A 14,142-nucleotide genomic window follows, 5' to 3' on the forward strand; every position below is an offset into this window, starting at 1 on the left:
GGGCGGTGCGGCGGGCCGCCGAGGAGCTCGGCGGGGTCGGGCTGGCGGGCAGCGTCGCCGATCCGGCCCACCTGCTGGCGTTGACCGAGTTCACGCTCGACGCGTTCGGGCGGCTCGACATCGTGGTGAACAACGCGGCCGCCAACCAGCCCTACGGCCCGCTCATGGACGCCGACCCGGACATCTGGCGCGAGGCGTTCACGGTCAACGTCGAGGCTCCGCTGCGGCTGACCCAGTGCGTGTGGCGGGCGTGGATGCGCGAACACGGCGGTTGCGTGGTCAACATCTGCACGGAGGGCGCCACGCACGTCGGCCCCAACGTGGGCGCGTACGGCACCAGCAAGGCGGCACTGCTGCACCTCACCCAGCAACTCGCGGGCGAACTGGCCCCGAGGGTGCGGGTCAACTCGGTCTCCCCCGGCCTCGTCCGCACAGAGATGGCCCGCTTCGTATGGGAACAGGCCGAGGACGCCATAGCCGCCGGCCTCCCCCTCGCCCGCATCGGCGAACCAGAGGACATCGCCCAAGCGGTCCTGTGGCTGGCATCGGACGCGGCGGAGTGGGTCACGGGGACGGACCTACTGGTGGACGGCGGAACCCGGGTACGCCCAGCCCAAACGGCGACGACATATACGGTTCATGACCACATGCGCCTGCACAGACCCACCTAGGGGCGCGAGGAACTGCGCGACAAGCCCCCACCGACCCGCAGACACCCCACGGCCCTGCCACCCCCTAGGGGCGCGGGGCTGTGTCGACAGCGGCTCCGCCGCGTGGGCGCGACAAGCCCCCACCGGGCCCGCAGCGCCCCACAGGCCCCCACCTACCACTTACCGGGCGCGTAGTCCTTCATGAAGACCCCGTACAGATCCTCCCCCGCCTCACCCCGCACGATCGGGTCGTACACCCGCGCCGCCCCGTCGACAAGGTCAAGCGGCGCATGGAACCCCTCATCGGCCAGGCGCAGCTTGTCGTAGTGCGGACGCTCGTCCGTGATCCACCCCGTGTCGACCGACGTCATCAGAATGCCGTCGGCCTCGAACATCTCCTGCGCACTGGTCCGCGTGACCATGTTCATCGCGGCCTTCGCGGCGTTCGTGTTCGGGTGGCCCGCACCCTTGTAGCCGCGCCCGAACACGCCCTCCATCGCCGAGACGTTGACGACATACGCCCGCTTGCTCACCGCCTCGCGCGCCGCCCCGGACATCGCCGGGCGCAGCTTGCTGATCAGGATGAACGGCGCCGTGTAGTTGCACAGCTGGGTTTCGAGGAGCTCCACCGGGGAGATCTGCTCGATGGTCTGCACCCACGTGTTGGTGTCGACGACGTCGGGGACGAGGCCGCCCGCGTCGATGGCCGTGCCGTCGAGGTGCCGGGCGACGCTGGCGTTGCCCGCGACCAGGGCGAGGTCGGCGACCTGCTGCGCGTCGATGCCGCTGATGCCGACGGGCAGCGCGGCCAGTCCGTCGACCGCGCCCGAGTTGAAGGCGCCGATGACGTGGTGGGCGGGCAGTTCACCGGCCGGCAGCGGGGCGCTCTCGGCCTCGACCAGCGCGGCGTACGCGGAGGGCAGCCGGCGGACCGTCTGGGTCGCGTTGTTGATCAGGATGTCGAGCGTGCCCTGTTCGGCGATCCGGTCGGCCAGGGCCACGACCTGCGCGGGGTCGCGCAGGTCGGTGCCGACGACCTCCAGGCGGTGGAGCCAGTCCGCCGAGTCGTCCATGGCCTTGAAGCGGCGGATGGCGTCCTTGGGGAAGCGCGTGGTGATCGTGGTGTGCGCGCCGTCGCGCAGCAGCCGCAGCGCGATGTACATGCCGATCTTGGCCCGGCCGCCGGTGAGCAGCGCGCGCTTGCCGGTGAGGTCGGTGCGCGCGTCGCGGCGGGAGCGGTTCTCGGCGGCGCAGTTCTGGCAGAGCTGGTGGTAGAAGTAGTCGACTTCGACATAGCGGGTCTTGCAGGTGTAGCAGGAGCGGGGGCGCTGGAGTATGCCCGCGATCTGCCCTTCCTGGGTCACCGACGACGGCAGGATGCCCTCGGTCTCGTCGTCGATGCGCTGGGCGGAGCCGGTCGCCGTGGACTCGGTGACCGCCTTGTCGTGGGCGGTCTTGAAGGCCCGGCGTTCCTGCCTGCGGCGCTGCTTGACCGTGCGGTAGATGCCGGCGGTGGCGCGGCGCACGGCGATGGCGTCGGGGTGGTCGACGTCCAGTTTGTCGAGTTCCTCGAGCACGCTGAGGCAGACGGCCATCCGCTCGGGGTCGATGCCGGGACCGTAGGAGACGTCGCCCACGACGTCCATGCCGTCCACGGCCGTCGGGCCGTCCTCTGTCACCGTCATCGCGCTGCCGTTCCCTGGGTCGCCTTCGCGGCGCTCAGACGGCGCTCGCTCTCGAACAGGCGATTTTACTTCAAGCCCGGCCCCAGTCACCAAACCCGCGACGATCACGGGCCCGCTCAGGCCTCGCAGGCGGCGACCAGCGTCTCCACCTCGGCGGCCAGCGCGGCGGCGAACCGGTCGAGGTCGGGGACGGCTTCCGCGTCCGCGACGAGCCCGAAGTGGACCTGTCCCCGGTAGGTCGAGATGGCGACCGCCAGCGACTGTCCCTGGGCGAGCGGGGCGAAGGGGTAGACCTCGGTGAGCGGGTTCCCGCCGAGCCGCAGACCGAGGCTGGGCAGCGGCACGCTGGTGACGAGGATGTCGAACCAGAGCCGGGCGGCCTGCTTGACCAGCGGTCCGCCGAGCCGGTGCCCGAGCGGCGGCACATGGTCGGCGAGCAGCGCGATCGCCCCGGCGCCTCGCTCGGGCCCGGCGTCCTTGCGGCGGTCCATGACCATGCGTACGGCGTCGAGGCGGCCCAGCGGGTCGGGATCGTCGACGGGCAGTCGCATCAGGTAGCCGGAGAGCCGGTTGCCCTGGGGATGGGCGGTGCGCGGACGCCGCTTGGAGACGGGGATCAGCGCACGCGGCGCGACTCCCTCGCTCCCGTCGCCGCGCTCGTCGAGCCAGCTCCGTAGGGCTCCCGCGACGACGGCGATGAGGACGTCGTTGACCGTGCCGCCGGCCGTCTTGCGGACCCGGTGCACGTCGTCGAGGTCGAGGGCGACCCCGGCGGTGCGGCGGGTGCCCGTGGGCTCGGCGACGAGGGCGGCCGACGAGCGCGGGTTCAGGTTGTCCAGGCCGGAGAGGGCGAGGGAGGCCCCGATGTCGAGGGCCCGGCCGACGTCGGAGAGGACGCCGCGTACCAGCTCGGGCAGCTTGCGGACGTCGGGGATGAGTCCCCCGGCCGGCTGTTCGGGGCGCGGACGCGGCTCGGGCAGGTCGAGGGGGTCCATGACGCCGGCGGCGAGGGTCAGTGCGCGCAGGCCGTCGGCGAGGGCGTGGTGGAACTTGAAGAGCACGGCGAAGGAGGTGCCGTCCTCGCCGGGCAGGACATGTGCTTCCCAGGGCGGCCGGCCCCGTGACAGGGAGCGTTGCATGAGCCGTCCGGCCTCGGCGTGGAAGTCGGCTGTCGGCGCGTGCAGCCGGACGTGGTCGAGCGGGTCGAAGTTTGGTGCGGCTTCGCGGGTGGCGCCCCCGAAGGCCAGCGGGAGCCGGGGATGCCAGACGTCCCGGATGCGCATGCGCAGGCCGGGGACGGCGGGGGCGCGGGCGGCGAGGAGGTCGGCCGCGTGGGCTCCGGCGGTGGGCGAGTTGGCGGCGAAGACCCCGAGTGCGCCCAGGTGCATGGGGTGCAGCTCGGAGTCGAGGTGCCAGAACGCCAGATCGAGGGGCGCGAGCAGGTCCGCGGTCTCAGAGGTCAAGGGATCACTCTCGCGTCGACGACGGGTAGGCCAGCAGTCAATCGCTCACGAGCGATTACGGTCAAGGACGAACAAGCTACGCTCAGTTAACAACGGATTACGTGCCGCCGCTTCGAGAGCGGCGGCACTCCTGTGACGTATGGGGTTACGTGGGGGCGCGCGGGGCGCTATTTCAGGGCGGGCGGCGCCGCGTCCGCGTCCGTTCCCCACCCGGACGGCTCCGAGCCGACCGTGAAATCGAGCGAGCGGGCACCCCGCAGCGTCCCGCTCGTCACATACGTACGGCTGTACGAAGATCCGTCGACGGCAACCGACTGGACGTAGCGTCGGCTGTCCGACGTACCCGGTGCGGTGACCGTGAGCGCGCCGAGTGGGTAGTAGCGGGGGTCGAGGGTGAGGTCGACCCGGTCGAAGACGGGGGTGGACAGGCCCCAGATGTCGTAGCCGGGCTGTACCGGGAAGATCCCGATCGCGGACAGGACGTGCCAGGCGGACATCGTGCCCATGTCGTCGTTCCCGGTCATCCCCGTCGGGCCGTCCGTGTAGAGGGTCAGCGCGGCGTGCACGACGTCGGTCGTCTTCCAGGGCTGTCCGGTGGAGAGGTAGGTGTAGGGGGCGGTGAGGTCGACCTCGTTCTGCGGGTTGTACTTGTCGGCGTTGTAGTAGGCGTACGGGCCGTTCACCCAGACATCGCGGGCCGTCCCCGCCGGGTCCGCCGTCATCCGGTCGTACGCGAAGAAGGCGTCGAGCCGGTCGTTGGCCGCCTGTCTGCCGCCGAGCAGGTCCACCAGGCCCGGCAGGTCCTGCGGAACCAGCCACTGGTACTGCCAGGCCGTGCCCTCGTGGAACCCGTCGCCCTTGGCCGGATCGAGGTCGCCCGCGAAGGCACCGGAGCCGTCCCGGGGCCGGAAGAAGCCGGTCGAGGCGTCGAAGACATGACGGTAGCTCTGCGCCCGGGCCGCGTAGCGGTCGGCGTCGGCGTCGTGGCCCAGGTCGCGTGCCATCCGCGCCAGCATCGCGTCGGACAGGGCGTATTCGAGGGTGACGGACGCGCCCCAGTGGTAGTCCGAGTCGCCGGGCTTGGTGCGGGGGCGGTCCTTGAGATAGGGCGCGAAACCGTTCTCGACGTACTCGCTGTTCGCCTCGCGTCCCAGCATGGGCAGGTCGGCGGGCGGCACGCCGTCGGCGTTCTTCTTCAGGGCGCGGTACGCCCGCTCCTCGTGACCGTGCAGCAGGCCCTGCTGGTAGGCGTGGGTGAGGAACGGGGTGACCGGGTCACCGGTCATGATGTTGGTCTCGACGGTGCCGTAGCCCCACTTGGGCAGCCAGCCGCCCTCCTCGTCGATCTTCAGCACCGACAGCGCCATGTCCCGGGCCTCACGGGGCGCGAGCAGCGACAGGAGCTGCGCCTGGGTGCGGTAGGTGTCCCACAGGGACCAGTTCTGGTAGTACGTGAAGTCCCGTGCCCGGTGTGCCTCGAGGTCCCAGCCCAGGTAGCGGCCGTCGGCGTCGCTGCCGATGTTGGGCGCGAGGAAGCTGCGGTACAGGGACGAGTAGAAGGTCCGGCGCAGGGTGTCCGAGCCGCCGGTCACGCCCACGGCGTCGAGGCGGGCCTCCCAGGCGTCCCGGGCCGCCTCGCGTACCTCGTCGAACGGCCGTCCGCCCTCGGCGCGCAGGTTGCCCGCCGCGCCCTCCGCGTCGACGTACGACAGGGCGGTGGTCGCTTCGACGGTGCGGTCCCCGTCCGTGGTGTCGAAGCGGACGTAGGCGCCGTCGCCGCCGGTCCGGGAGCCGTCGGTGACCGTTGTGCCGTCCCAGGTGCCGTACGTGGTGAACGGCCGGTCGAAGCGGGTGATCGTGTGGACGGTGTACGGGTTCGTGCCCCGGCAGAAACCGGAGCCGGTGATCGTCGTGCGCACGGTCCTGTCGTCGAGGATCTCGACCCGGCTCGCCACCTTCGTGTGCAGCGACTGGCCCGCGTTGAGCAGCACGTTGGCCCGGGTGGTCGCCGGGAAGGTGTAGCGCTGGACGCCGGTGCGGGCGGTCGCCGTCAGCTCGGCGTCGATGCCGGACTTGAGGCCGACCTTGTAGTAGCCGGGGCTCGCCGACTCGCCGTCGTGGCCGAACTCGGCGGCGTAGGACGCGTAGTCGGTGCTCGTGATGTCGCCGGTCGTGGGCAGCACGGGCAGGTCACCGCCGATGCGGCAGCCGACGCCGGAGAGGTGGACGAGGGAGAAGCCCCGGATGCGGGTGTGCGAGTAGCGGTAGCCCGTCTTGTGCCCGGTGTCGGGCGAGAGCTGCACCATGCCGAAGGGCACGGTCGCGCCGGGAAAGGTGTTGCCCTCGTTCTCCGTGCCGATGAACGGGTTGACGAGGTCGGTGAGCCGCTCGTCGCGGGCCTGGGCGGCGGGGGCGGCGAGCGCGCCCGCGATCAGGGCGGCGGCCGTCACCACCCCGGCGGTACGCAGTGTCCATCTCAAGGGGGGACCTCCGTCGGCTCGGGCAGATGTCGGGGCGTCCCGCAGAAGTCGGCGGGGGCCGTGTCCCGATCCGTTCCTCGCTGGGCGCCCCGATCCGCGCCGCGCCCGGCACGGTCACCTCGCGGCCGTACGGCAACAGCCCGTTCGGCTCACCCGCCGGGCCCCGGACACGCCGACGGCCCCGGCGAGGACGCGCTCACCGGGGCCGTCGTACCGCTGCCTACGACACGTGCTGGCCCTTGCCCAGGCCGATCACGCCGCCCTTGGAGACGGTGTACAGGTCGGCGTCCCGCTCCGGGTTGACGCCGATCGTCGCGCCCGGTGGGACCTCGACGTTCTTGTCCAGGACGGCCCCGCGCACGATCGCGCCCCGCCCGATGCGCACGTTGTCGTGCAGGATCGACCCCTGCACCACGGCACCCGGGTCGACGCGCACCCCGGGCGACAGGACCGAGCGGGTGACCTGCCCCCGGATCAGGCACCCCGCGCTGATGATCGACTCGCTGGCGATGCCGCCGGCGTTGAAGCGGGCGGGCGACAGCTGGCCGGAGTGGGTGTAGACGGGCCAGTCGCGGTTGTAGAGGTTGAAGGCGGGGCGCTCGGCGATGAGGTCCATGTGGGCGTCGTAGTACGCGTCGAGCGTGCCGACGTCCCGCCAGTAGCCCTGGTCGCGGGTGGTCTCCCCGGGGACGTGGTTCTCGCTGAAGTCGTACAGCTGGGCCTCGCCCCGGTCGGTGAGGGCCGGCAGTATCGAACCGCCCATGTCGTGCACGGAGTCGCCGTCCTCGGCGTCCCGCTGCAGGGCCTCTATCAGGGCCTTGGTGGTGAAGATGTAGTTGCCCATCGAGGCGAACACGCAGCCGGGGTCGTCGGGCAGACCGGGCGGGTCGGCGGGCTTTTCCAGGAAGCCCTGCACTGTCTGGCCGTCCGAGCCGGGAGAGATCACGCCGAAGGACGACGACTCGGCGCGCGGCACCCGTATGCCCGCGACGGTGACCCCGGCGCCGCTCTCGATGTGCTGGCCCAGCATCTGGCGGGGGTCCATGCGGTAGACGTGGTCGGCGCCGAACACCGCGACGTAGTCGGGCTGTTCGTCATGCACCAGGTTGAGTGACTGGAGGATGGCGTCGGCGCTGCCCAGGTACCAGCGCGGACCGAGGCGCTGCTGGGCGGGGACCGGGGTGACGTAGTTGCCGAGCAGACTGGACATCCGCCATGTGGTGGTGATGTGCCGGTCCAGCGAGTGCGACTTGTACTGCGTGAGCACGCAGATGCGCATGATGTCGGCGTTGACAAGGTTGGACAGGACGAAGTCGACCAGGCGATACGTTCCGCCAAAAGTCACCGCTGGTTTGGCTCGATCCGCGGTCAGGGGCATCAAGCGCTTGCCCTCCCCGCCCGCCAGTACGATCCCGAGCACAGCCGGCCCACCACGACGCATCGCCGCTCCCCTCACCGTGGTTGTGCACGATGCCTTCCCGTACGCCGGTCGGGCTAAGCCTGTCGACCTTGTTCGAGGATCTCCTCGTAGAGTCGTACCGTCCTCCGGGCCACCGCGTCCCAGCCGAACTCCCCCACCGCGCGCTCCCGTCCGGCCTCCCCCATGCGCCGCGCGGCCTCCGGGTCACCGAGCACCGAGTCGAGGGCGCGGGCGAGGTCCGCCTCGAACGCCCCCAGGTCCTCGCCCAGGGACACCAGGACGCCGGTCTTCCCGTCCTCGACGACCTCGGGGATGCCGCCGACCCGCGAGGCCACGACGGGAGTTCCGCAGGCCATCGCCTCCAGGTTGACGATGCCCAGCGGCTCGTACACCGAAGGGCAGACGAACACGGCGGCGTGGGTGAGGAGTTGGATGACGTCCGGGCGCGGCAGCATCTGCGGGATCCAGAAGACGCCCTCGCGTACGGCGCTCAGCTCCTGGAAGAGTTCGCGGAACTCCCGGTCGATCTCCGGGGTGTCGGGGGCGCCCGCGCACAGCACGACCTGGGCAGCCGGGTCGATGTCCCGTACCGCGCGCAGCAGATGGGGCACACCCTTCTGGCGGGTGATGCGCCCGACGAACAGGACGTACGGCCGGTCGGGGTCGACGCCGATCCGGGTGAGGGCGTCCGTGCCGCGGTCGGGCTGATAGAGGGTGGTGTCGATGCCGTTGTGCACGACATGGACGGTGGCCGGGTCGAGGGCCGGATAGCAGGCGAGGATGTCCTCGCGCATGGCCCCGGACACGGCGACCACCGCGTCGGCGGCCTCGATCGCGGTGCGCTCGGCCCAGCTCGACAGGGCGTATCCGCCGCCGAGTTGCTCGGCCTTCCAGGGGCGCAGGGGCTCCAGGGAGTGCGCGGTCATCACGTGCGGGATGCCGTACAGGAGCTTGGCGAAGTGGCCGGCGAGATTGGCGTACCAGGTGTGGGAGTGCACCAGTTCGCGGCCTTCGAGGGCGGCGGCGATGGACAGGTCCGTGGAGAAGGTGCGCAGGGCGTCGTTGCTCCCGTCGAGCGCCGACCAGGGCCGGTGCCGGATGACGCCGACCGCGCGCCCCTCGCCCCAGCAGTGCACCTCCAGGTCGGTGAGGGCGCCCAACTCCCGGGCGAGGAACTCGACATGGACGCCCGCGCCGCCGTACACGTCCGGCGGGTACTCCCGGGTCAGCAGGCCCACACGCACCCAGAACCCCCTTCTCCGTGGCTGGTTCCCACATGGTCACCCAGATGCGGCGCCCGGGGAAGACCACGGGGCTCTCGTGAAGCAGCAGTCGCCGCAGACCCCGCCGCCGGGCACCCGGTAGTAGAGGCAGCAGCTGCGCCGTCTGAACGCGGCGCCGGTGAGGGTGCCCGTCGGGGCGAGGCGGGGGTGGGTGAACAGGTCGGCGGCGAGGGCGTGGGCGCGCTCGCCGGCGTCCGTGTTCGCGCCGCGCGCCCAGCGGTCGAGCTCGCGGGCCGCGCCGGCCAGGGCGGAGCCCGCGTTGCCCCACAGCAGGCCCTCGGCGACCCCGTACCGGGCGTGCAGGGCGGCGTTGAGCGGCTCCAGGTGCCCGGTGACGACGAGTTCCGTGAGCGTCGCCGCGTCGTACGCCCGGGGGCGTACGTCCGCCAGCCACAGGTCGTCGGGGGCGCTCGCGGTGGCGTCCCAGTGGAGCAGGCCGGGATCGAGGTCGGGGACGGCGCCGTACAGGACGGCGCAGCCGAGCGCGATGGACCACAACCTGGCCGCGAGCGCCTGTTGGGCGACCGACGCGGAAACCCGCAGCTCAGAGGTGCGGATACGGTCCGCTACCGTACGCACACGAAAAGTTACGGAATCCGCGTAAACATCCTCGCCACGATGGGCGTACGCCTGCGCGAGTGTCGGCGGCGAATCGAGAGGGGCTCCGGCCGTGCGTAGTACGAAGAAGCCGCCGAGGGGTCGCAGTGCCGCGAGATCGGGGTCGAGGTCCACGAAAGGCAGTAGTACCAGGTCGGGCAGGAGCGACGAGCAGGCGCCCGGGTCCCGCGTCACCCACCCTGGGGAGGACGCGGGGCCCGGCGTACTCCATCGGCAGTAGGACCCAATGAGTGCTCTGGTACGACGCGCCGGCGCGCGCGAAGGGGGATCGTAGTGACTATGGAAGCCGACCGTTCGCCGCGCCGGGCCACTGGCCCGCGCCGCACGCAGAGGAGTTGCCGCTCATGAGCGCCCTCGCGTTGTCCATCCTGCTGTCGCTCGTCTCCGCCGTCGCCTATGCCGGCGGGGCGATCGTGCAGGAGCGTGTCGCGGACTCCGAACACGGCAAGTCCTACGCGGCGATGCGCAGGCCGGTGTGGTGGACCGCCGTGGCGCTGAACGGCTTCGGCGGAGTGCTGCACGTCGTGGCGCTGGCCTACGGGCCGCTGAGCGTCGTCCAGCCGATGGGCGCCCTGACCATCGTGTTCGCGCTGCCGATGGCGGCCCTGTTCGTGCGCCGCAAGGCCGGGGCGACCGCCTGGCGGGGCGCGATCATGGCGACGCTCGGACTCGCGGGCCTGCTGTCCCTGGTGGGCAACTCCCAGGCGCATTCCCTGGGCACCACCCAGCGGGTCCTGCTGGCCGTGGTCACCGGCTTCGCGGTGGTGTCCCTGATGGTGGCGGGCCGCGCGGCGCACCGGCATCCAGCGGTGCGCAGCACGCTGCTCGCGGTCGCTTCCGGTATCGCCTTCGGTATGTCGTCGGTGTTCACCAAGGTGGTCGCCGTGGACTGGTCCGGGGGCCTCAGGGCCGCGGATCTGCCCACGCTGGCCCTGATCGCCGTGCTCGGTGCCTCCGGTCTGCTGCTCTCCCAGTCGGCCTACCGGGGCGGCGGCCTCGCGGCCCCGCTCGCCACGCTGACGGTCGTCAACCCGGTGGTGGCGGCGGCGGTCGGCATCACGATGTTCGGCGAAACGTTCCGGTACGGCACCACGGGCACCATCCTCGCGCTGGGCTGCGGTGTGGTCGCGGCGGGCGGTTTGATCCTGCTCACCACGGAACGGCTGCAGCACGCCACGCACACCGACGCGCCGCCCTCCGCCTTTCCTACCCCTGCTTCCCCTGCTCCGGCACCCTCGGTACCGGCCCAGGCCGAGGCCGGGCACGAGGAGACGGCGGCGGTGAGCGAGGAGCCGGTCCCTACGGTTGCGGACACAGCGGCGGTACTGACGCTCGCTCAGGACACGCCCGAAGAGCCCATTCCCTACGCGGTCTTCTACGGCATCCCCTACGTGCCGGTCCCGATGCCCTCCCGCGACCGGCACCGACACGGCATGAGGGTCAAATCCTGACGCCACCGGCCCTGAGATAGGCCACCGGGTCGATGTCACTGCCGAAGCCGGGCCCCGTCCGCACCTCGAAGTGCAGATGCGGGCCCGTGCTGTTGCCCGTGGAGCCGGAGCGCCCGATGCGCTGACCGGCCGTCACCGACCCGCCCGCCCGCACGGAGATCGCGGACAGATGGGCGTACTGCGAGTAGCGCCCGTCGGCGTGCCGGATCACCACCTGGTAGCCGAACGACCCGCCCCAGCCCGCGTCGACGACCTCGCCCGCCGCGACCGCCTTCACGGAGGTCCCGGTGGGCACCGGGAAGTCGACGCCCGTGTGGTAGCCCTTCGACCAGTGGGAACCCGTCTTGTGGTACGGCGTCCCGGTCCCGGCGCTGACGGGCGCGCTGAGCGTGGCGGTGTGCGAGGGGGCGTGCTCGACGGGGCGCGAAGGCGCCTTCTCCGTCCTGGGCTTGTGCTTGTGCTTGTGCTCGTGCTCGCGCGCGGGCTCCGCGGTGGCGGGCGCGTGGTGGGGTGCGGCCTTCGTACGGAGGCTGAGCCGCTGGCCCGGGACTATCAGGTCGGGATCGGCGCCGACCGTCGTGCGGTTGGTGGCGTACAGGCCCCGCCAGCCGCCCCGGACGTCCCGTTCGTCGGCGATGCCGGAGAGGGTGTCGCCGTGCACGACGGTGTACATCTCGGCGGTGCCCGCCCGGGACTGCGGCGTGGTCTGCGGCTTCACGTCACGGACGGTCCGCTGGACCTTGTGCTCGAAGCCGCCCGAGGGCCTGATGTCCGGGGTGTCGCCGCCCCGGGTGAGACCCGCGTGGACCGAGCAGGCCGGCCAGGCGCCGGGGCCCTGCCCGTCGAGCACCTTCTCGGCCACTGCTATCTGCTGGTCCCTGGTGGCCAGATCGGCGCGCCCCGCGTAGGCCGTGCCGCCGTACGCCTCCCAGGTGGACTGGGTGAACTGGAGCCCGCCGTAATACCCGTTGCCGGTGTTGATGTGCCAGTTGTTCGTGGACTCGCAGGCGGCGACCTTGTTCCAGGTCGCCATGTCCGCCGCGTCCGCCACTCCGGCGCCGACCAGCGGGAGCGCGATACCGGCGCCGCCCGCGGTGACGGTGAGAGAGGCTCGGTTGATCCGGTTCGGCTGGTACCGGCGGTGCTTGCCGCGTACGGCCATGGAAGAGCCCCCCTCAGCTTTGCCAGGAATCGCAAAAATAAGCGCTGCGAACAGGCCACGACAAGACGGCAAATCAGCCTCGTGTGGCCGAAGCCCACCGGTGAGGACTCCGAAGTGGGCGGGAATACGGGTCGGTTGCGCGCATGCTGAGGCAGGTGGGGGTTCTGGTGCGTATCTGCGTACGCAGGAACGGAAGACCCGGATGCGCGTCGGTGTACCGGCACGTCAGGATGGCCCGAAGGGCAATACTGGCGAGCACGAACAGCACCACCGATTCCAGGACCTACCGGCACCACCGTTTTCCAGGACCCACTAGGAGTCATCCGCATGAGCAACTCAGCCCAGATCGGCGTCACGGGACTCGCGGTGATGGGCCGCAACCTCGCCCGCAACTTCGCGCGCAACGGCTACACGGTCGCGCTGCACAACCGGACGGCGGCGCGAACGCACGCTCTGGTCGAGGAGTTCGGGACCGAGGGCGACTTCGTCGCGGCCGACACCGCCAAGGAGTTCGTGGCCGCGCTGGAGCGGCCGCGCCGCCTGGTCGTCATGGTGAAGGCCGGTGAGCCGACCGACGCGGTGATCCAGGAGTTCGCCCCGCTCCTCGAGCCCGGCGACATGATCATCGACGGCGGCAACGCGCACTTCGCGGACACCCGACGCCGGGAGCGCGACCTGCGCGAGCAGGGCATCCACTTCGTCGGCATGGGTGTCTCGGGCGGCGAGGAGGGCGCGCTGCTCGGCCCGAGCATCATGCCGGGCGGTCCGGTCGAGTCGTACGACTCGCTCGGTCCGATGCTGGAGAAGATCTCCGCGAAGGCCCAGGACGGCACCCCCTGTGTCTCGCACGTGGGTCCGGACGGCGCCGGTCACTTCGTGAAGATGGTCCACAACGGCATCGAGTACGCCGACATGCAGCTGATCGGCGAGGCGTACCAGCTGCTGCGCGATGTCGCCGGGTACTCCCCCGCGCAGATCGCCGACATCTTCCGCACCTGGAACACGGGCCGTCTCGACTCCTACCTGATCGAGATCACCGCCGAGGTGCTGTCGCACGTCGACGCGGCGACGGGCAAGCCGTTCGTGGACGTGGTGGTGGACCAGGCCGAGCAGAAGGGCACCGGCCGCTGGACCGTGCAGATCGCGCTCGACCTGGGCGTGCCGGTGTCGGGCATCGCGGAGGCGGTCTTCGCGCGCTCGCTGTCCGGTCACGCCGCGCTGCGGGAGGCCTCGCGCGGGCTGGCCGGCCCGAAGGCGACCCCGCTGAGCGAGTCGGAGGCGGCGGCCTTCGCGGACCGCGTCGAGCAGGCGCTGTACGCGTCGAAGATCGTGTCGTACACGCAGGGCTTCCACGAGATCGCGGCGGGCGGCGCCGAGTACGACTGGAACATCGACCTCGGCGCGGTCTCCGCCCTCTGGCGTGGCGGCTGCATCATCCGGGCGGCCTTCCTGGACCGCATCCGGGCCGCGTACGACGCGCGGGCCGACCTGCCGAGCCTGCTGTCCGACGACACGTTCGCGCAGGAGATCGCCGCTGCGCAGGACGACTGGCGCGAGGTGCTGGTCGCGGCGACCCGCCAGGGCGTGCCGACTCCGGGCTTCGGCGCGGCCCTCGCGTACTACGACGCGCTGCGCGCGGAGCGGTTGCCTGCGGCGCTTACGCAGGGGCAGCGGGACTTCTTCGGCGCGCACACCTACCGGCGCACGGACCGTGAGGGGGCGTTCCACACGCTGTGGGGCGGGGACCGGTCGGAGGTTGCTGGCTAAGGCGCTCCGCGGGGTGGGCGGTTGTGTGGCTGCGCGCCGGTGGGGGTTGCTCCGCGGGGTGCGCGGTTGTCTTGCTGACCGCCGGTGGGGGCTCGTCGCGCAGTTCCCCGCGCCCCTTCAGGGCGCGATGGTGGGCGGTCTGGAATTTCCGGCCGCCCGCCTG

The 14,142-nt window shown here is 71.4% G+C and carries 10 protein-coding genes; 3 read left to right on the plus strand and 7 right to left on the minus strand.

Translation table 11 applies throughout. From position 1 onward, the window contains the following. Positions 1-671, plus strand: a 671-nt coding sequence (locus ADL01_RS11035; RefSeq protein WP_053741759.1) for an SDR family oxidoreductase, incomplete at its 5' end; no start/stop codon positions are given. A gap of 152 nt (positions 672-823) precedes the next feature. Here ADL01_RS11035 and ADL01_RS11040 read toward each other — a convergent pair. The 6 genes from ADL01_RS11040 to ADL01_RS11065 all read right to left on the minus strand — a co-directional run bounded on the left by ADL01_RS11040 (position 824) and on the right by ADL01_RS11065 (position 9,713). After that, positions 824-2,335 carry an SDR family NAD(P)-dependent oxidoreductase gene (locus ADL01_RS11040; protein WP_053741760.1) on the minus strand — a complete coding sequence of 504 codons (1,512 nt, stop codon included), beginning with the start codon at positions 2,333-2,335 and terminating at the stop codon, positions 824-826. Positions 2,336-2,451: 116 nt separating this feature from the next. After that, a complete protein-coding gene (locus ADL01_RS11045) occupies positions 2,452-3,798 on the minus strand; it encodes a wax ester/triacylglycerol synthase family O-acyltransferase (RefSeq protein WP_053741761.1) in 1,347 nt (448 codons plus the stop codon). Between the two features lie 167 nt (positions 3,799-3,965). Beyond that, a complete protein-coding gene (locus tag ADL01_RS11050) occupies positions 3,966-6,278 on the minus strand; it encodes a GH92 family glycosyl hydrolase (RefSeq protein ID WP_053741762.1) in 2,313 nt (770 codons plus the stop codon). A 220-nt stretch (positions 6,279-6,498) separates the two neighbouring features. Further along, positions 6,499-7,719, minus strand: coding sequence for a glucose-1-phosphate adenylyltransferase (gene glgC / locus ADL01_RS11055; protein WP_053741763.1), 1,221 nt, complete (start codon positions 7,717-7,719; stop codon positions 6,499-6,501). Between the two features lie 53 nt (positions 7,720-7,772). Continuing rightward, a complete protein-coding gene (glgA, locus tag ADL01_RS11060) occupies positions 7,773-8,942 on the minus strand; it encodes a glycogen synthase (RefSeq protein ID WP_053741764.1) in 1,170 nt (389 codons plus the stop codon). 36 nt (positions 8,943-8,978) lie between these two features. After that, a complete protein-coding gene (locus ADL01_RS11065) occupies positions 8,979-9,713 on the minus strand; it encodes a (2Fe-2S)-binding protein (RefSeq protein WP_053741768.1) in 735 nt (244 codons plus the stop codon). A 230-nt stretch (positions 9,714-9,943) separates the two neighbouring features. Between ADL01_RS11065 and ADL01_RS11070 the strand changes: the two genes are divergently transcribed. After that, complete coding sequence (locus ADL01_RS11070; RefSeq protein WP_053741765.1) at positions 9,944-11,050, plus strand: DMT family transporter; 1,107 nt, start codon at positions 9,944-9,946, stop codon at positions 11,048-11,050. Here the strand turns inward: ADL01_RS11070 and ADL01_RS11075 are convergent. After that, complete coding sequence (locus tag ADL01_RS11075; RefSeq protein ID WP_053741766.1) at positions 11,040-12,212, minus strand: transglycosylase family protein; 1,173 nt, start codon at positions 12,210-12,212, stop codon at positions 11,040-11,042. The two genes, ADL01_RS11070 and ADL01_RS11075, sit on opposite strands and share 11 nt — an antisense overlap. A 327-nt stretch (positions 12,213-12,539) precedes the next feature. On the opposite strand from ADL01_RS11075, the gene gndA reads away from it, so the two are divergent. Beyond that, the gene (gene gndA, locus ADL01_RS11080; protein ID WP_053741767.1) at positions 12,540-13,979 is read left to right on the plus strand and encodes an NADP-dependent phosphogluconate dehydrogenase; all 1,440 of its coding nucleotides are present in this window, start codon (positions 12,540-12,542) and stop codon (positions 13,977-13,979) included. Positions 13,980-14,142: the final 163 nt, after the last annotated feature.

Origin of the sequence: Streptomyces sp. NRRL WC-3618, from assembly GCF_001280005.1 — a bacterium.
Lineage (GTDB): Bacteria > Actinomycetota > Actinomycetes > Streptomycetales > Streptomycetaceae > Streptomyces.

Coding starts and splice junctions, on each gene's coding strand:
- ADL01_RS11040 (WP_053741760.1), bottom strand. CDS start 2,335: ATGACGGTGACAGAGGACGGCCCGACGGCCGTGGACGGCATGGACGTC.
- glgC (WP_053741763.1), bottom strand. CDS start 7,719: ATGCGTCGTGGTGGGCCGGCTGTGCTCGGGATCGTACTGGCGGGCGGG.
- ADL01_RS11070 (WP_053741765.1), top strand. CDS start 9,944: ATGAGCGCCCTCGCGTTGTCCATCCTGCTGTCGCTCGTCTCCGCCGTC.
- ADL01_RS11075 (WP_053741766.1), bottom strand. CDS start 12,212: ATGGCCGTACGCGGCAAGCACCGCCGGTACCAGCCGAACCGGATCAAC.
- gndA (WP_053741767.1), top strand. CDS start 12,540: ATGAGCAACTCAGCCCAGATCGGCGTCACGGGACTCGCGGTGATGGGC.